A 17,124-nucleotide genomic window follows, 5' to 3' on the forward strand; every position below is an offset into this window, starting at 1 on the left:
CACCCCCACCCCTTCCCGCGAGAGTGCGATCCAGTGACCGCACGGCCGCGGTCCGCCACGCCTTCTCACGAGAGCATGCGATCCCGCTGACCACCGTGAGCACTCCACGCCGTCGTCACCGATGCCCTGAGCCGCCCTCAGGCGCGGTGCCCGACAATGGAGTCCACGACAACGAGCTGCCCGTGCATCTCGCGCCCCGGTGACCGCGACGGTGGTCGGATGCAGGACGCCACCGTGCTCGACATGCGTCACCTCCGTGCCACCGGCACCACCTGGGCCGCCACCCACAGACTCGTCACGTCGGGGCGGTACGTCCAGCTGTTCCGCAGCGTGCTCGTCCGTCGGGACCTGATCGAGGATCCCGACACACGTGCTCGCGCGATCAGCACGGTGCTGCCCCGTGGTGCCGCGGTGTGCCGCGAGACCGCTGCGTGGCTGCACGGCGTGGACACCCGAGCCCCCGGCCTCCACCTCCGGCCACCCCGCCTGCAGTGCATCGTCCCGACGGCCGTGCCTCGCGTCCGACGGCCCGGGCAGCAGTGCTGGACCGGCGCGTTGCCTGTCGACGACGTCACCGTGCTCGGTGGCGTGCCGGCCACGACGGTCGAGCGCACGGCGCTGGACCTGGCCCGGTACGCACCCGGGTACGTCGGCCTCGCAGCGATCGACGCCTTCGCGCACGCGGGCCTCGTCGACCCCGCACGACTCATGCGGCGCGCGCACGAGCTGCCCGGCGCACGCAACATCGCGCGCGCCCGCCGGCTGATCGAGCTCTGCGAACCGCAGACCGAGTCGGCCGGCGAGTCCTGGCTCCGGCTCCGGCTGTTCGAGGCCGGTCTACCGCGGCCCGAGCCGCAGATCTCGATCCGCCACGGCGGCCGCGAGGTCTACCGCCTGGACCTCGGCTACCGCGACGCGCGAGTCGGGGTGGAGTACGACGGCGACGAGCACCACCACCGGACGATGGCGCAGCGACGGGCCGACGAACGCCGGCGGGACGACCTGCGGAGCCGGTTCGGCTGGACGGTGATCGGGGTCCACCGGGGCGACGTGCTCGGGAACCGCAACACGCTCGAGAGAGCCGTCGCCGACCTCCTCCGGCACGACGGGGTCGTGCTGGCACGTCAGCCGTGGTGACCGCCGCGTCTGACGTCACCATCGTCGTCGCCGCGACCCGGACGCGCCCTCACGGGCACGAGGACCACCATGACCGGATCGCACCCTCACGGACACGGGGGCAACGGCGACCTGGGCGGGTCTCCTGGGTCCGCGTCATGGGCCACTGCGGCGGCTAGGTTGCGGACATGGTGAGCGGGAGCGTCCAGGACCACTGCGACTGGTGCTTCGGTGCGTTGACGGACGCGTCCCGCGCGAGGTCGCGTTGGTTGGGCCTCGCGACGGAGGGCACCTGCGCCTGCGCGGGCTGTCTGGCGGCAGGCCGGTACCGAGTGCCGCCCGAGGGGTGGGCCGGGCCCGAGGAGGAGTGGCTGGCCAGAGACCAGTACGTCCTGCACGGCGATGACGTGCGAGCGATCGTCGGCGCACTGAACGAGGTGCTCCACGGCCCGGAGGCGATCGAGGAACGGGAGTTCCAGACGCGCCTGGGCGTCACGCGCCCGGAGGCTCTTGAGACGATGCGTCGCATCGGCGGCGGCCGTCCCTAGAGAACCGCGCATGCCGCTTCCCGACCGTTCTCCACGGACCAGACTGCGCCGGTAGGTCTCGCCAGGGCACGCCGGTCCGCTACCGCCAGATGATCGCCTCGACCACCCGACGATGGTCGGCCAACGGTCGTCCACCCTCGACCGAGGCCGCTGGCATCAATGGCTCGACCCGAGTCCACGCTTCATCGGTCAGCAGACCTGCACGCCACGCCCGCCGGCTGTGACACCCGGTGACCGGCACGGTGAGGAGACGCGCCCTGGATCGAACTCTCACGGAGATGCCAGGGAGAGGACTGGATCGCACTCTCACGGAGGTGCGAGGGAGAGGACTGGATCGCACTCTCACGGAGGTGGGAGGGGTGACTCGATCGCGCTCTCACGAGGGACGGAAGGGGACGCGGATCGCGGGTACGCCGTGGGTGGGTGGTGCGCGCGGGTGGCGTCAGAACGTCGTCAGGCCACGCGCGCGGAAGACGTCGCGGACGGCCTCGGCGTCCTCGCGGGACGGCGGCTCGACGTCGTCGAGCTCGTAGCGCATGCCCAGCTCGGCCCACTTGTCGCGGCCCATCTGGTGGAACGGCAGGACCTCGACGCGCTCGACGGCCTCGCCGAGCGAGGCGACGTAGTCGGCGACGGCGGCGACGTTCTCGGGAGCGTCGGTGAGGCCGGGGACCAGCACGAACCGGATCCACATGCGGGTGCCGCGCGCCGACAGGCGGCGGCCGAAGTCGAGCGTCGGCTGCAGCTCGCGACCGGTGACGCGCTTGTAGGTCTCCGGGTCGCCGGACTTCACGTCCAGCAGCACGAGCGACACGTCGTCGAGCATCTCGTCGGTCGCGTGGGCGCCGAAGAAGCCCGACGTGTCGATCGCGACGGGCACGTCCATCGCGGCCGCGCCGCGGACCAGCCGACGCACGAACGCGGGCTGCATGAGCGGTTCGCCGCCCGAGATGGTGACACCGCCGCCGGTGGCCTTGAAGACCCCGCGGTAGCGCGCGATGCGGGCCAGGAGCTCGTCCGCCGCGACGTCGGTGCCGCGGCGCATCTCCATGGTGTCGGGGTTGTGGCAGTACAGGCACCGCAGCGGGCAGCCCGACAGGAAGATCGTCAGGCGCGTGCCGGGGCCGTCGACCGCGGTCACGAGCTCCCACGAGTGGACCGAGCCGAGCCGGCCCTCGCGGACGGCCGCGAGCCGGTCGGAGCGCTCGGCCTCGGTGGTCTCCAGGCCCGCGGTGCCGTGGCCCTGGGTCCGGGTGTGCGACCCGCCGACCAGCGGGACGCCGAGCGGCACGACGGGTGCGCCGTCCTGCACGGTCGTGGTCATGATGACCTCCACGCTGTCGTCGGGGTGCTACGAGGCTACGGGGGTGGTCCCCCGGCCCGGCGCTGCGCGCGCCGGGCCGGGGGCACGCGGGTCAGACCGCGCCGTGGAACGTGCGCGACAGCACGTCGAGCTGCTGCTCGCGCGTGAGCCGCACGAAGTTCACGGCGTAGCCGGAGACCCGGATGGTGAGCTGCGGGTAGTTCTCCGGGTGCTCCATGGCGTCCAGGAGCGTCTCGCGGTTCAGCACGTTGACGTTCATGTGGTAGCCGGAGGACAGGATGTACGCGTCCAGCAGGCCGACCAGGTTCGTCACCTGCTCGTCCTTCTCGCGGCCGAGGCCCGAGGGGACGATCGACGAGGTCAGCGAGATGCCGTCCTGCGCCTCGGAGTACGGCAGCTTGCCGACCGAGAGCGCCGAGGCGAGCATGCCGTGCGTGTCGCGCCCGTTCATCGGGTTGGCACCCGGGGCGAACGGCTCGCCGGCCTTGCGCCCGTCGGGCGTGGACCCCGTGGCCTTGCCGTAGACGACGTTCGAGGTGATCGTCAGCACCGACTGCGTGTGCAGCGCGTTGCGGTACGTCGGGACGGCGCGGATCTTCTCCATGAAGCGCCGCACGATCCACACCGCGATGTCGTCGGCGCGGTCGTCGTCGTTGCCGTACGTCGGGAAGTCGCCGTCGATCGAGTACTCGGTGATGAGGCCGTCGGCCGTCCGCAGCGCGGTGACCTTGGCGTGCTTGATCGCCGACAGCGCGTCCGCGACGACGGACAGACCGGCGATGCCGCAGGCCATGGTCCGCAGGATCGTGCGGTCGTGCAGCGCCATCTCGATGCGCTCGTACGCGTACTTGTCGTGCATGTAGTGCACGCAGTTCAGCGCGTCGACGTAGGTCTCGGCGAGCCAGTCCATGGTCTTGTCGAACTTCGCCATGACGTCGTCGTAGTCGAGCACCTCGCCCTCGACGGGCGCGGTGACCGGCGCGACCTGCTTGCCGGAGATCTCGTCCCGGCCGCCGTTGATCGAGTACAGCAGCGCCTTGGCGAGGTTGACCCGAGCACCGAAGAACTGCATCTGCTTGCCGACCCGCATCGGGGACACGCAGCACGCGATGGCCGCGTCGTCGCCCCACGAGGCGCGGATGAGCTCGTCGGACTCGTACTGCACGGCCGACGTGTCGATCGACACCTGCGCGCAGTACTTCTTGAAGCCCTCGGGCAGGCGCTCGCTCCAGAACACGGTCATGTTCGGCTCGGGGGCCGGGCCCAGGTTGTACAGCGTATGGAGGTAGCGGAACGAGGTCTTGGTGACGAGCGGACGCCCGTCCTCGCCGATGCCGCCGATGGACTCGGTCACCCAGGTCGGGTCGCCCGAGAACAGGTTGTCGTACTCCGGCGTGCGCAGGAACCGCACGATCCGCAGCTTGATGACGAAGTCGTCGATGATCTCCTGCGCCTGCTCCTCGGTGAGCACGCCGGCCTCGAGGTCGCGCTGCAGGAAGACGTCGAGGAAGGTCGAGGTGCGGCCCAGCGACATCGCCGCGCCGTTCTGCTCCTTCACGGCGGCCAGGTACGCGAAGTACAGCCACTGCACGGCCTCGCGGGCGTTCGTCGCGGGCTCGGAGATGTCGTAGCCGTAGGACTTGGCCATCGCCTTGAGCTCGCCGAGCGCGCGGATCTGCTCCGCGAGCTCCTCGCGGTCGCGGATGACGTCCTCGACCGAGCGCTCCATGTCGAGCGCGGCCTTCTCGAGCTTCTTGGCGGTGATGAGCTGGTCGACGCCGTAGAGCGCGACGCGGCGGTAGTCGCCGATGATGCGGCCGCGACCGTAGGCGTCGGGCAGGCCGGTGATGATGTGCGACGAGCGCGCGGCGCGCACGTTCGGCGGGTACACGTCGAAGACGCCGTCGTTGTGCGTCTTGCGGTACTTGGTGAAGATGTCGATGATCTCCTGCGGCGCCTCGTAGCCGTAGGTCTCCAGCGACGTCTGGACCATGCGCCAGCCGCCGTTGGGCATGATCGCGCGCTTGAGCGGCGCGTCGGTCTGCAGGCCGACGATGACCTCGTTGCCCTCGTCGATGTAGCCGGGCGCGTGCGCCGTGATGGTCGACGGCGTGGTGGCGTCGATGTCGTAGACGCCCTTCTCACGCTCCGCCGGGAACATCGCCGAGAGCTTGTCCCAGATGCCCGTGGTGCGGGCGGTGGGGCCGGCGAGGAAGCTCGAGTCGCCGGTGTACGGCGTGTAGTTCCGCTGGATGAAGTCGCGGACGTCGACGTGGTCCGTCCACGGGCCGGTGACGAAGCCCGTCCAGGCCGCGGGTACGGCGGTGTCGCTGCGGTCGCTGGGTACAGCGGTGATGGACATCTGACTACTCCCTGTGTCGGGGCCGATGACACGACGCTATTCAGCAAATGATGGGATGTCTTGGGACCTCGGTCCTCGCGACGTCAGGGCCCGCCGTGACGCCCGCCACAGGACGCCCGACACCCCCGGGCCGGGGCGTCGGGACGACCTCCGTGCGCGGCGCTCAGCCCGCCGCGTGCAGCGCGGTCAGCACGTCGGCGGCGACGTCGTGCGCACCGAGCCGCAGCTCGCGCACGAGCTCGTCGCGGGTCGCGTGCTGCAGGAACGTCGCGGGGACGCCGAAGGACTGGACGGGCGTCGCGATGCCCGCCTCACGGGCCCGCTGGCCGACCAGCGCCCCGACGCCGCCGTCCACGAGCCCGTCCTCGAGCGTCACGACGTGGTCGTGCTCGTCGACGAGCTTGACGAGCGCCGCGGGCACCGGCAGGGCCCACCGCGGGTCGACGACGCTCACGGCCAGCCCGTGCCCGGCGAGCAGCTCGCCGACCGCGAGCGCGGTCGGCACCATCGCGCCGACGCCGACTACCAGCACGCGACCCGCGTCGCCGTCGTGGCGCGCGAGCACGTCGACGCCGTCGACGTCCTCGAGCACCGGGATCGGGTCCCCCATCGCGCCCTTGGGGTACCGCACGACCGTGGGCGCGTCGTCGACGTCGACGGCCTCGCGCAGCGCGGTGCGCAGCGTCGCCTCGTCGCGCGGCGCGGCGAGCCGCAGGCCCGGCACGATCGAGAGCATCGCCATGTCCCACATGCCGTTGTGGCTCGCCCCGTCGTCGCCGGTGAGGCCGGCGCGGTCGAGCACGAACGTGACGCCCGCACGGTGCATCGCGACGTCCATGAGCACCTGGTCGAACGCGCGGTTGAGGAACGTCGCGTACACCGCGACGACCGGGTGCAGGCCGCCGAACGCCATGCCGGCCGCCGACGTCGCGGCGTGCTGCTCGGCGATCCCGACGTCGAACACGCGCTCAGGGAACTCGGCCGCGAACGGTGCGAGCCCCACGGGCTGGAGCATGGCCGCGGTGATCGCGACGACGTCGCGTCGGCGCCGGCCGATCCGCACGATCTCGTCGGCGAACACGCTGGTCCAGCCGAAGCGGGACGGCGCGAGCGGCAGGCCGGTCTCGGGGTGGATGCGCCCGACCGCGTGGAAGCGGTCGGCGACGTCCTGCTCGGCCGGGGTGTACCCGCGGCCCTTCTCGGTGATGACGTGCACGATCACCGGGCCGCCGAACGCCCGCGCGCTGCGCAGCGCGCGCTCGACCGCCTGCTCGTCGTGCCCGTCGACCGGGCCCACGTACTTCAGGCCGAGGTCCTCGAACATGCCCTGCGGCGCGACGACGTCCTTGATGCCCTTCTTCAGGCCGTGCAGCGCCTCGTACGCGAGCCGCCCGGGCGGGCCCGAGCGGCGCAGCGTCGTCTTGCCCCACGACAGCACGGACTCGTAGCCCTGCGTCGTGCGCAACGAGTCGAGGTGCTGCGCGAGGCCGCCGATCGTCGGCGCGTAGGACCGTCCGTTGTCGTTGACGACGACGACCACCGGGCGGTCGGGGTCGGCCGCGATGTTGTTGAGCGCCTCCCACGCCATGCCGCCCGTGAGCGCGCCGTCGCCGATGACGGCGACCGTGTGGCGGTCGGTCTCGCCGCGGACCTGGCGGGCCTTGGCGATGCCGTCGGCCCACGACAGCGCGGTGGACGCGTGCGAGTTCTCGACGACGTCGTGCTCGGACTCGGCGCGGCTGGGGTACCCCGACAGTCCGTCGCGGCGGCGCAGCGAGGAGAAGTCCTGCCGCCCCGTCAGGAGCTTGTGCACGTACGCCTGGTGGCCCGTGTCAAAGACGATCGCGTCACGCGGCGAGTCGAAGACGCGGTGCAGCGCGATCGACAGCTCGACGACGCCGAGGTTCGGGCCGAGGTGACCGCCGGTGCGCGAGACCTGGTCGACGAGGAACGCGCGGATCTCCGAGGCCAGCTCGTCCACCTCACGCGTCGAGAGCCGACGCAGGTCCTGCGGCGACGAGATGCGCTCGAGCAACCCCACGTGGTCCTCCTCGTCATGCCCGTCGCCGGGCGTCACCCGGCGGGTGCCGGACGTCCCACTCTAGGACCCGGCGACCGGTTCGTCCTGCGCCCCTCCTGCGCGCCGTCCCGCGCGTCGACGTCGCAGGAGCAGCACGACCAGCACGGTCCCCGCCGCGAGGACGACCAGGACGAGCACCGGCAGCAGCACCGCGACGAGGCTGAGTCCGATCGCCGCCCCGTCCTCGACCGTGGACACGACGGGGGCGCCGAGGCCGCCCGTCGCGGCGTTGACGACGGGCCGCACGGTGGCCTTCGTCGCGTGCACGACGAGAGCGACGACCACGCCCGCGACGACCGGCACCCACGGGTTGTCCCGCACCCACGCGGAGCCCTCGAGGTCCTGCGCGGCCGACGTCGCGGCGAACACCACGGCGCCCGACGCGGGTCGGATCACCGTCTGGACGGCGTCGTTCACGGTGTCCACGACCGGCACCTTGTCGAGCACGACGTCGGCGAGCAGCAGCACCGCGCCCACGCCGAGCGCCCAGCCGCTCTCCATCCACGTCAGGCCCGCGGGCAGCACGACCAGGTCGGTGAACCGCGCGAGCAGCGCGACCACCAGGAACGGGATGTACGCGTTGAGGCCCGCGGCGGCCGACAGACCGACCCCGGTGAGGGCGACGAGCATGCGCGCGAGCCTATCCGCCGGGTCCCGGGAACGACCGGACGCACCCCGGCCTCGTCGCACCCGGCCGGTAGGATGCCTCGGAAAGGGGATCACCCATGCGCTTCCTGCCCGGCCACACGGCCGCGTCCGACCTCACCTACGGCGACGTCTTCCTCGTCCCGTCCCGCTCGGAGGTCACGTCCCGCTTCGACGTCGACCTCGCGTCGTCCGACGGCACCGGCACCACGATCCCGGTCGTGGTCGCGAACATGACGGCCGTCGCCGGCCGTCGCATGGCCGAGACCGTCGCGCGCCGCGGCGGCATCGCGGTGCTGCCGCAGGACACGCCCACCGAGGTGGTGCGCAAGGTCGTCGCGTCGGTCAAGCAGCGGCACCCGGTCGTCGAGACCGCGACGGTCGTCGCGCCGGACGACACCGTGCACACCGCGCTGACGCTCATCGCCAAGCGCGCGCACGGCGCGGCGGTCGTCGTCGACGACGGCCGGCCCGTCGGCGTCGTGACCGCGGCGGACTGCGGCGGCGTCGACATGTTCACGCAGGTCGACCAGGTGATGACGCCCCACCCGACCACCGTGGACCTCGCGGTCGTCGAGCAGGGCGGCACGCAGGGCCTGCGCGACGCGTTCGAGCAGCTGCACCGCGAGCGCCGTCGGTTCTCCCCCGTCGTCGACGACGGCCGGCTGGTCGGCGTGCTCACGCGCGTCGGCGCGCTGCGCTCGTCGATCTACACCCCGGCGCTCGACGCGCAGGGCCGCCTGCGCATCGCGGCCGCGGTCGGCATCAACGGCGACGTGCGCGCCAAGGCCGCCGAGCTGCTCGACGCGGGCGTCGACGTGCTCGTCGTCGACACCGCGCACGGACACCAGCGCAAGATGCTCGACGCGCTCGCCGCGGTCCGCTCGCTCGACCCGCAGGTGCCGGTCGTCGCGGGCAACGTCGTGACCGCCGAGGGCGTGCGCGACCTCGTCGCCGCGGGCGCGGACATCGTCAAGGTCGGCGTGGGCCCGGGCGCCATGTGCACGACGCGCATGATGACCGCCGTCGGCCGTCCGCAGTTCTCGGCCGTGCTCGAGTGCGCGTCCGAGGCCCGGCGCCTCGGCAAGCACGTGTGGGCCGACGGCGGCGTGCGGCACCCGCGCGACGTCGCGCTCGCGCTCGCGGCCGGGGCGTCCCAGGTCATGGTCGGGTCGTGGTTCGCGGGCACGCACGAGTCGCCCGGCGACATGCACACCGACGGCGACGGCCGACTGTACAAGGAGAGCTTCGGCATGGCCTCGGCGCGCGCCGTCGCGGCGCGCACGCAGGGCGGGTCGGCGTTCGACCGGGCCCGCAAGGCGCTGTACGAGGAGGGCATCTCGCACTCGCGCATGTACCTCGACCCGCGCCGCCCGGGCGTCGAGGACCTGCTCGACCACATCACGTCCGGTGTGCGGTCGGCCGCGACCTACGTCGGCGCGACCACGCTCGAGGAGCTGCACGAGCGCGCGGTCGTCGGCATCCAGTCCGAGGCCGGCTACGCCGAGGGCCGTCCGCTGCCCGACGGGTGGTGACCGGCGTGCGCCCGGTCCTCGTGCTCACGCACGCCCCGCACGAGGGGCCGGGCGCGGTCGCGCGCGCGCTCGACGTGCCGTACCGCGTCCGCACGGTGCTCGACGACCCCGCACCGCGGCTGCCGCGGCCCGACGAGGTCGCGGGGGTCGTGGTGATGGGCGGCCCGATGGACGCCGACGACGTCGCCGGCCACCCCGGGCTCGCCGCGGAGCGCGCGCTCCTGGCAGCCGCGGTCGACGCCGACGTCCCCGTGCTCGGCGTGTGCCTGGGGCACCAGCTGCTCGCGCTCGCGCTCGGCGCACGCCTGCACCGGCGCACCGCGCGTGAGATCGGCTTCGCGCCCGTGCGGGTCGTCGCCGACGACCCGGTGCTGCGCGGTCTCGGCGCGGCGGGTGCGACGCCGACGGTGCTGCACTGGCACGGCGACGCGGTCGACCTGCCGCCGGGCGCGACGCTGCTCGCCGAGACCGACGCGACGCCCGTGCAGGCGTTCCGCGCGGGCAGCGCGCTCGGGCTGCAGTTCCACCCCGAGCTGGACGCCGCGATGCTCGACCTGTGGCTCGCGACGCCCGACATGGCGGCCGACCTCGAGGACGGCGAGGCCGAGCGGATCCGCGCCGACGGCGCGCGCATCCTGCCGGACCTGGTGCCCGCCGCCGCCGCGACGTTCGCGGCGTTCGCCGCGCAGGTCCGGGCTCGCGCGTGACGTCCGGCGCCGCGGGGGCACGGCCCCCGCGGGACGCTCGCGCCGACCTCGAGCGGGTCGCGCGCGACGGCGTCACCTGGCCGAGCGCACCGTCGCGGCTCGCGCCGGACGGCACGACGACGCGCCGCTCGGCCGTGCTCGTGCTGTTCGGCGCGCTCGACGCCGTGCCCGCCCGCTCCCCCGGCGCGCCGCGCGTGCCGGCCGACCTCGACGTGCTGCTGCAGCGCCGCTCGGCCACGATGTCGCACCACCCCGGTCAGGTCGCGTTCCCCGGGGGCGGCATCGACCCGGGCGACGACGGCCCGGTCGGTGCGGCGCTGCGCGAGGCCGTCGAGGAGACCGGGCTCGAGCCGTCGGGCGTCGACGTGCTGGGGACGCTCGCGGACGTGCCGCTGCCCGTGAGCGACAACCTCGTGACGCCCGTGCTCGCGTGGTGGCGGACGCCGTCGCGGGTCGCCGCGGTCGACCACCGCGAGGCTGTCGACGTGTTCCGGGCTCCCGTCGCCGACCTCGTCGACCCCGCCCGTCGTGGGGTCGTCGTGCACCCCGTCGCCCGCGGTCGCGTCCGCACGCCGGCGTTCGAGCTCGACGGCGGCGTCGTGGTGTGGGGCTTCACCGCGCTCGTGCTGGCCGGTGTGCTCGACGCCGCGGGCTGGTCGGTGCCGTGGGACGCCTCGCGCACGGTCACGCCGTGACGGTCCGGGACCGGCGGACGCGCGCGGGTCACCACGCGCCGGCGCCGACGGTTCGACGGTGGCCGCCGCGGTCTCGTACCGTCGCCGCGTGACCGCCGCCCCGCACCCCAAGATCCAGGTCGACGTCACGGCCGACCTCGCGCGGGCGCTGCTGGCCGACCAGCACCCCGACCTCGTGGACCTCCCGCTGCACGGGCGCGTGTTCGGCTGGGACAACGTGACCTGGCGCCTGGGCGACGCGCTCGCGCTCCGGTTCCCGGTGCGGGACCTGTCCTCGACGCTGGTCGAGCACGAGCAGCGCTGGCTGGCCGTCCTCGCGCCACAGCTGCCCGTGCCGGTGCCCGCCCCGGTGCGCACGGGCCGCCCGGGCCGCGGGTTCCCGTGGTCGTGGAGCGTCGTGCCGTGGCTGACGGGGACGCAGGTCGCTGCGCTGCCCGTCGCGCCGCGCGCCGCGTGGGCGACCGAGCTCGCCGACGCGCTCGCGGCGCTCCACGTGCCGGCGCCCGCGGACGCGCCGCGCAACCCGTACCGGGGCGTGCCGCTCGCCGACCGCGTCGAGACGATGCGTGCGCGCACGACCGACGACCTGCCGCACGTCGCCGCGCTGCGCGCCGCGCTCGACGCGGGCGTCGCCGCCCCGGCGTGGGACCGCCCCGCGGTGTGGGTGCACGGCGACCCGCACCCCGGCAACCTCGTGGCCGACGGCGCGCACCTCACGGGGCTCATCGACTTCGGCGACCTGGGTGCGGGCGATCCGGCGAGCGACCTCGCGACGGCCTGGCTGACGTTCGACGCGGCGGGCCGCGCGGCGTTCGTCGCGCGGACGCAGGAGCTGCGCGCGTGGGACGACGCGACGTGGGCCCGAGCACGCGCCTGGGCCGCTTCCTACGTGGCGGTGCTGCTCGCGCACCCCGACGACTACCCCGTGCTGGCCGAGGTCGGACGGCACACGGCCGCGCAGGTCGCCGCGGGCTGAGCGGCACGCCGGCGCGGCGCGTCGGGACGCACGACGACCGCACGACCACGGCCCGTCGGCTCCTCGCGGAGCCGACGGGCCGTCGGTGGGTGCGGGTCGGGTCAGGCGACCAGCGAGCGCAGCACGTACTGCAGGATGCCGCCGTTGCGGTAGTAGTCCGCCTCGCCGGGGGTGTCGATGCGCACGACCGCGTCGAACGCGACGACCGTGCCGTCGGCCTTGGTCGCCGTGACACGGACCGTGCGCGGCGTGGTGCCCTCGTTGAGCGCGGTGACGCCGGAGATGTCGAACGTCTCGGTGCCGTCGAGGCCGAGCGAGTCGGCCGACTCGCCCTCGGGGAACTGCAGGGGCAGCACACCCATCCCGATGAGGTTGGAGCGGTGGATGCGCTCGAACGACTCGGTGATGACCGCGCGCACCCCCAGCAGGCGCGTGCCCTTGGCCGCCCAGTCGCGCGACGAGCCCGAGCCGTACTCCTTGCCGCCGAGCACGACGAGCGGGACGCCCGCGCCCTGGTAGGCGACCGACGCGTCGTAGATCGTCGTCTGCTCGCCCGTGAGGTGGTTGACGGTGAAGCCGCCCTCGACGCCCGGCACGAGCTGGTTGCGCAGGCGGATGTTGGCGAACGTGCCGCGGATCATGACCTCGTGGTTCCCGCGTCGCGAGCCGTAGGAGTTGAAGTCGCGACGCTCGACCCCGTGCTCGGCGAGGTACTGCCCGGCCGGCGAGTCCGCCTTGATGGACCCGGCGGGGCTGATGTGGTCGGTGGTGACCGAGTCGCCGAGCTTGGCGAGCACGCGCGCGCCGGAGATGTCGGTGACGGGCTCCGGCGTGGCGCCCATGCCCTCGAAGTACGGGGGCTTGCGCACGTACGTCGACTCGCCGTCCCACGCGAACGTGTCGCCCTCGGGCGTGGGCAGCGCGCGCCACCGGTCGTCCCCCGCGAACACGTCGGCGTAGTCCGACTCGAACATCTTGCGGTCGATCGACGCGTCGATCGTGGCCTGCACCTGCTCGGCCGAGGGCCAGATGTCCCGCAGGAACACCGGGTGCCCGTCCTCGGTGCGGCCCAGCGGGTCGGTCTCGAAGTCGAAGTCCATGGTGCCCGCGAGCGCGTACGCGATGACCAACGGCGGCGAGGCGAGGTAGTTCATCTTCACGTCGGGGTTGATGCGCCCCTCGAAGTTCCGGTTGCCCGACAGGACCGCGGCGACCGCGAGGTCGTGCTCCTGCACGGCCTCCGACACCTTCTCGTCGAGCGGGCCGGAGTTGCCGATGCACGTCGCGCAGCCGTACCCGACGAGGTGGAAGCCGAGCTTCTCGAGGTAGGGCCAGAGACCGGCCTTCTCGTAGTAGTTCGTGACGACCTGCGACCCGGGCGCCATCGACGTCTTGACCCACGGGCGGGCGCTCAGGCCCGCCTCGACGGCGTTCTTGGCGAGCAGCGCGGCCGCGAGCATGACCGACGGGTTCGACGTGTTGGTGCACGACGTGATCGACGCGATCGCGACCGCGCCGTGGAAGAGGTCGAACTCGCGCCCCTCCGAGTCGGTCACCGGGTAGCGACGCGCCGCGGTGTCGGTGATCGCCGGCGCGTCGGACGCGGGGAACGACTCGCGCTCGGCCTCGTCGACGCCGTTGAGCACCTCGGGCGCGTACGTCGGCAGGTCGCGCTGGAACTGCTCCTTGGCGCGCGAGAGCTCGATGCGGTCCTGCGGCCGCTTGGGCCCGGCGATCGACGGCACGACCGTCGACAGGTCGAGCTCGAGGTACTCGGAGAACACGGGCTCGCGCGACGGGTCGTGCCACAGGCCCTGCTCCTGCGCGTACGCCTCGACGAGCGCGAGCTGCTCCTCGCTGCGGCCGGTGAGGCGCAGGTAGTCGAGCGTGACCGAGTCGATCGGGAAGATCGCGGCCGTCGAGCCGAACTCGGGGCTCATGTTGCCGATGGTCGCGCGGTTCGCGAGCGGCACGGACGCGACGCCCTCGCCGTAGAACTCGACGAACTTGCCGACCACGCCGTGCTGGCGCAGCATCTGCGTGATCGTCAGGACGACGTCGGTCGCGGTGACGCCCGCGGGGATCTCGCCCGTGAGCTTGAAGCCGACGACGCGCGGGATGAGCATCGACACCGGCTGGCCGAGCATCGCGGCCTCGGCCTCGATGCCACCGACGCCCCAGCCGAGCACGCCCAGGCCGTTGACCATCGTGGTGTGCGAGTCGGTGCCGACGCACGTGTCGGGGTACGCCTTGCCGTCACGCACCATGACGACGCGCGCGAGGTACTCGATGTTGACCTGGTGCACGATGCCGGTGCCCGGGGGGACGACCTTGAAGTCGTCGAACGCGGTCTGGCCCCAGCGCAGGAACTGGTACCGCTCACGGTTGCGCTCGTACTCGAGCTCGACGTTCCGCTCGAACGCGTCACGCCGACCGGCGACGTCGATCTGCACCGAGTGGTCGATCACGAGCTCGGCCGGCGCCAGCGGGTTGATCCGGGACGCGTCGCCGCCGAGGTCCTCGACGGCCTCGCGCATGGTGGCGAGGTCGACCACGCAGGGCACGCCGGTGAAGTCCTGCATGATGACGCGCGCGGGCGTGAACTGGATCTCGGTGTCGGGCTGCGCGTCGGGGTCCCAGCCGGCGAGCGCGCGCACGTGGTCGGCCGTGATGTTGGCGCCGTCCTCGGTGCGCAGCAGGTTCTCGGCGAGGATCTTCAGGCTGTACGGGAGGCGCTCGACGCCGGGCACGGCGGAGAGCCGGTAGATCTCGTACGAGGCGTCACCGACCTCGAGGGTGCCCTTCGATCCGAAGCTGTCGACGCTGCTCACGGGTGCTCCTTCGCTGGCGAGGTGCCGGGCTCGTCTGGGGGTGCCCGGCGGTGGGGGCGGCCTGCGCACCAGCCTAGGCCGGTGCCGCGGCGCGGGTCCCGGCGTCCACCGGGACAACTATCTTGACGTCGAGATACATCGTAGCGCGTCGCCGTCCCGCCGGGCGCACGTCGACACGCCGCGAGGGGCGGGCGTCCACGCCCACCCCTCGCCGCGAGGTCGCCCGGGCGCCTCAGCCCTCGTGCTCGCGCAACGCCTCCTCGGCCTTGCGCTGCGCCTCGACGGCGCGCTCGTGGGCGCGCGGGTCGTAGTCGGGCGTGCCCTGCTTGTGCAGCTCCTGGGTCGCGATGCGCTTGGCCTCCGCCAGCCGGCTCGCGTGGTCCTGCGACTGCGTCATGGTGACCTCCCGGGGACGTGCGCTGGATGGACGCGCCGCACCGCGCGTGCGGCGCCGCACCGCCCACGCTAGGACGTCCGCGCGGGACCCGCGACCGCCCGACCGCGCCGTCACGCGACGCCGTCGTCGGCCGCGGCGAGCAGGGCGCGCTCGGCCGCGTCGAGGCCCGCGAGCCGGTCGAGCACCGTCGGCACGTCGACGCCGAGCTCGTCCGCGAGCTCGCGCGGGTGGCGGGTCCAGCGCCACGCGGCGAGCAGCGCGTCGTCGGGGACGAGGCGCCGCGCGACGAGCGCGCGCACCTCGCGCTCCTGGGCCGGCGTGCAGCCTCCCACGTGCCCGAGCTCGATGTGCGCGAGCTCGTGCGCGAGCGTGCACCGGCGCTGCGCCTGCGACTGGTCGGGGTGCAGCACGACGACCGACCGTCCGTCGGTGAGGCCCAGGAGACCCGGCAGCCGCCGCCACACCAGCCGCACGTGGGGCATGCCACGCAGCCGCCGCCAGGGATGCTCCTCCACGGCGCGACGCTAGCCCGCACGCCGGACGGCGCGCGCCGACCCTCCACAGGTCACCGCACCCCTCGTCGCGCCACGACCCAGGGGCGGACGGCACGGGACGGTCCCGCGGGTGCTCAGTCGACGTCCGGGGGCGTCGGCAGGTCCGGCTCCCCCGGTCGCGCCGCCCACGTCCGGGCGACCTCGTCCCACGTCGCGTCGAGGAGGGCCGCGTCCACGAGGCCCGCGACGTGCTCGGGCGCCGCGCGCAGCACGGCCTCGACCGCGTCGGCCACGGGCAGCACGAGGAACCGGGCGGGCAGCTCGCGCGCGGCGTGGCGTCGCGCGACCTCGTCACGGACGGCCTCGGACAACCGGCCACCTCCCGCGGCGCCCTCGGCGCGCACGAGCGCCCGCGCGACGTCGACGACGGCGCGCCGCGAGCGCGGGCCCAGCGCGTCGACCCCGGCAGGCAGCGCGTCGGCGAGGGGCTCGCGCGGGACGGGCAGCGCCGCGGACGCCATCGCCCGCTCCTCGTCCACGCCCGCGAGCCACGCGAGCGCGCGCACGGTCTCGGCCGAGGGCACGGAGTCGTACCTGCCGGACGCGATCGCCGCGATCGTCGTGTGCACGACCGCGAAGCCGGCCTCCTGCGCCGCGCGAGCGAGCGAGCGCAGCGACTCCCCCGGCCGCCGCTCGCGCGCGAGCGCGACGAGGTCGGCGAGCGTCGTCGGACCCTCCACGGGCGAGCCACCTCCTTCGCCGCGCCACCAGGCGTGACAAGCGACCCGCACATCGTCGCAGATGGGATCGGAGATCCGTGGCGATCCCCCGACAAGCGGCGACGTCAGCGATGCGCTCCGCGCACCTCTGGTGCACACACCACTTGTCAGTGCGCGCCGGGTGCCGCGATGATGGGCCGCTCGACGACAGGGGGAGAGTCGATGCGCGTGAAGGACCCGTCGCTGCTGCGCGAGCGGCGCGTGCGACGGCGGCTCACCCAGCGCGAGCTCGCGTTCCTGGTACGTCGCTCGCAGGCGACCGTGTGGCAGCTGGAGAGCGGACGCCTCCGCACGGTGTCGCCGCAGCTCGCGCGGGCGATCGCCGACCGCCTCGACACACCGTGCTCCGACCTGTTCGAACCGCGACCCGCCCACGACGGTCCCGACGACCCGACCACGCCCGACACCCCCGCAGGAGGCCCCGCATGACCCGACCCGCCGGCGCCCAGCTCGAGTACGACGACGAGGACGAGCCCGTCGTGCACTGGGCGGTCTGCCACGGCTGCGCCTGGGTCGGGCCCGACCGACCCGCACCCGGCGACGCACGGGCCGACGCCGCGGACCACGACGAGAGCGCGCACGGGCGTCAGGTCGGCTGAGGCCCGCCCGCTCGGGCGTGCCGGTGCCGCGCTCGG

Annotated in this window: 17 protein-coding genes; 8 read left to right on the forward strand and 9 right to left on the reverse strand. The window is 73.7% G+C overall.

What is annotated here, in order from left to right; genetic code table 11:
• Positions 1–243: 243 nt before the first annotated feature.
• Together ATM99_RS11590 and ATM99_RS19350 are read left to right on the forward strand one after the other, a co-directional pair.
• Complete coding sequence (locus ATM99_RS11590; protein WP_223305028.1) at positions 244–1,137, forward strand: type IV toxin-antitoxin system AbiEi family antitoxin; 894 nt, start codon at positions 244–246, stop codon at positions 1,135–1,137.
• Positions 1,138–1,304: 167 nt separating this feature from the next.
• Entirely contained in the window at positions 1,305–1,664 is a 360-nt protein-coding gene (locus ATM99_RS19350) for a hypothetical protein (protein ID WP_062103072.1), read from the forward strand.
• A gap of 79 nt (positions 1,665–1,743) precedes the next feature.
• On the opposite strand, the gene ATM99_RS19925 is transcribed toward ATM99_RS19350, so the two are convergent.
• The 5 genes from ATM99_RS19925 to ATM99_RS11615 form a co-directional block, all read right to left on the reverse strand.
• A complete protein-coding gene (locus tag ATM99_RS19925; RefSeq protein WP_369798066.1) occupies positions 1,744–2,010 on the reverse strand; it encodes a transposase in 267 nt (88 codons plus the stop codon).
• Positions 2,011–2,106: 96 nt separating this feature from the next.
• The gene (gene pflA, locus ATM99_RS11600; protein ID WP_062103099.1) at positions 2,107–2,988 is read right to left on the reverse strand and encodes a pyruvate formate-lyase-activating protein; all 882 of its coding nucleotides are present in this window, start codon (positions 2,986–2,988) and stop codon (positions 2,107–2,109) included.
• A 91-nt stretch (positions 2,989–3,079) separates the two neighbouring features.
• The gene (gene pflB, locus ATM99_RS11605; RefSeq protein ID WP_062103073.1) at positions 3,080–5,350 is read right to left on the reverse strand and encodes a formate C-acetyltransferase; all 2,271 of its coding nucleotides are present in this window, start codon (positions 5,348–5,350) and stop codon (positions 3,080–3,082) included.
• 163 nt (positions 5,351–5,513) lie between these two features.
• Entirely contained in the window at positions 5,514–7,391 is a 1,878-nt protein-coding gene (gene dxs, locus ATM99_RS11610) for a 1-deoxy-D-xylulose-5-phosphate synthase (protein WP_062103100.1), read from the reverse strand.
• 60 nt (positions 7,392–7,451) lie between these two features.
• On the reverse strand, positions 7,452–8,060 hold the full coding sequence (locus ATM99_RS11615) for a DUF4126 domain-containing protein (RefSeq protein ID WP_062103074.1): 609 nt from the start codon (positions 8,058–8,060) through the stop codon (positions 7,452–7,454).
• Positions 8,061–8,155: 95 nt separating this feature from the next.
• Between ATM99_RS11615 and ATM99_RS11620 the strand changes: the two genes are divergently transcribed.
• The 4 genes from ATM99_RS11620 (at position 8,156) to ATM99_RS11635 (ending at position 11,988) form a co-directional block, all read left to right on the forward strand.
• On the forward strand, positions 8,156–9,610 hold the full coding sequence (locus ATM99_RS11620) for a GuaB1 family IMP dehydrogenase-related protein (protein WP_062103075.1): 1,455 nt from the start codon (positions 8,156–8,158) through the stop codon (positions 9,608–9,610).
• Between the two features lie 5 nt (positions 9,611–9,615).
• The gene (locus tag ATM99_RS11625; protein ID WP_062103101.1) at positions 9,616–10,317 is read left to right on the forward strand and encodes a type 1 glutamine amidotransferase; all 702 of its coding nucleotides are present in this window, start codon (positions 9,616–9,618) and stop codon (positions 10,315–10,317) included.
• Positions 10,314–11,012: a CoA pyrophosphatase gene (locus ATM99_RS11630; protein WP_062103076.1), complete on the forward strand. Its 699-nt coding sequence runs from the start codon at positions 10,314–10,316 to the stop codon at positions 11,010–11,012. The genes ATM99_RS11625 and ATM99_RS11630 overlap by 4 nt, the downstream gene beginning before the upstream one ends.
• Before the next feature lie 88 nt (positions 11,013–11,100).
• Positions 11,101–11,988, forward strand: coding sequence for an aminoglycoside phosphotransferase family protein (locus ATM99_RS11635; protein WP_062103102.1), 888 nt, complete (start codon positions 11,101–11,103; stop codon positions 11,986–11,988).
• Positions 11,989–12,089: 101 nt separating this feature from the next.
• On the opposite strand, the gene acnA is transcribed toward ATM99_RS11635, so the two are convergent.
• The 4 genes from acnA to ATM99_RS11655 form a co-directional block, all read right to left on the reverse strand.
• Complete coding sequence (acnA, locus tag ATM99_RS11640; protein ID WP_062103077.1) at positions 12,090–14,819, reverse strand: aconitate hydratase AcnA; 2,730 nt, start codon at positions 14,817–14,819, stop codon at positions 12,090–12,092.
• A 232-nt stretch (positions 14,820–15,051) separates the two neighbouring features.
• On the reverse strand, positions 15,052–15,216 hold the full coding sequence (locus ATM99_RS11645) for a hypothetical protein (protein ID WP_062103078.1): 165 nt from the start codon (positions 15,214–15,216) through the stop codon (positions 15,052–15,054).
• Between the two features lie 110 nt (positions 15,217–15,326).
• Positions 15,327–15,731: an ImmA/IrrE family metallo-endopeptidase gene (locus tag ATM99_RS11650; RefSeq protein ID WP_223305024.1), complete on the reverse strand. Its 405-nt coding sequence runs from the start codon at positions 15,729–15,731 to the stop codon at positions 15,327–15,329.
• Positions 15,732–15,844: 113 nt separating this feature from the next.
• Positions 15,845–16,450 carry a hypothetical protein gene (locus tag ATM99_RS11655; RefSeq protein WP_062103080.1) on the reverse strand — a complete coding sequence of 202 codons (606 nt, stop codon included), beginning with the start codon at positions 16,448–16,450 and terminating at the stop codon, positions 15,845–15,847.
• 201 nt (positions 16,451–16,651) lie between these two features.
• On the opposite strand from ATM99_RS11655, the gene ATM99_RS11660 reads away from it, so the two are divergent.
• Together ATM99_RS11660 and ATM99_RS19355 are read left to right on the forward strand one after the other, a co-directional pair.
• The gene (locus ATM99_RS11660) at positions 16,652–16,918 is read left to right on the forward strand and encodes a helix-turn-helix domain-containing protein (RefSeq protein WP_062103081.1); all 267 of its coding nucleotides are present in this window, start codon (positions 16,652–16,654) and stop codon (positions 16,916–16,918) included.
• On the forward strand, positions 16,915–17,088 hold the full coding sequence (locus tag ATM99_RS19355) for a hypothetical protein (protein WP_190278826.1): 174 nt from the start codon (positions 16,915–16,917) through the stop codon (positions 17,086–17,088). Before ATM99_RS11660 ends, ATM99_RS19355 begins: the two co-directional genes overlap by 4 nt.
• Positions 17,089–17,124: the final 36 nt, after the last annotated feature.

Origin of the sequence: Cellulomonas sp. B6, from assembly GCF_001462455.1 — a bacterium.
Classification (GTDB): domain Bacteria; phylum Actinomycetota; class Actinomycetes; order Actinomycetales; family Cellulomonadaceae; genus Cellulomonas.

Coding starts and splice junctions, on each gene's coding strand:
- pflA (WP_062103099.1), bottom strand. CDS start 2,988: ATGACCACGACCGTGCAGGACGGCGCACCCGTCGTGCCGCTCGGCGTC.
- ATM99_RS11620 (WP_062103075.1), top strand. CDS start 8,156: ATGCGCTTCCTGCCCGGCCACACGGCCGCGTCCGACCTCACCTACGGC.
- ATM99_RS11645 (WP_062103078.1), bottom strand. CDS start 15,216: ATGACGCAGTCGCAGGACCACGCGAGCCGGCTGGCGGAGGCCAAGCGC.
- pflB (WP_062103073.1), bottom strand. CDS start 5,350: ATGTCCATCACCGCTGTACCCAGCGACCGCAGCGACACCGCCGTACCC.
- ATM99_RS19350 (WP_062103072.1), top strand. CDS start 1,305: ATGGTGAGCGGGAGCGTCCAGGACCACTGCGACTGGTGCTTCGGTGCG.
- ATM99_RS11615 (WP_062103074.1), bottom strand. CDS start 8,060: ATGCTCGTCGCCCTCACCGGGGTCGGTCTGTCGGCCGCCGCGGGCCTC.
- ATM99_RS19355 (WP_190278826.1), top strand. CDS start 16,915: ATGACCCGACCCGCCGGCGCCCAGCTCGAGTACGACGACGAGGACGAG.
- ATM99_RS11590 (WP_223305028.1), top strand. CDS start 244: ATGCGTCACCTCCGTGCCACCGGCACCACCTGGGCCGCCACCCACAGA.
- ATM99_RS11660 (WP_062103081.1), top strand. CDS start 16,652: ATGCGCGTGAAGGACCCGTCGCTGCTGCGCGAGCGGCGCGTGCGACGG.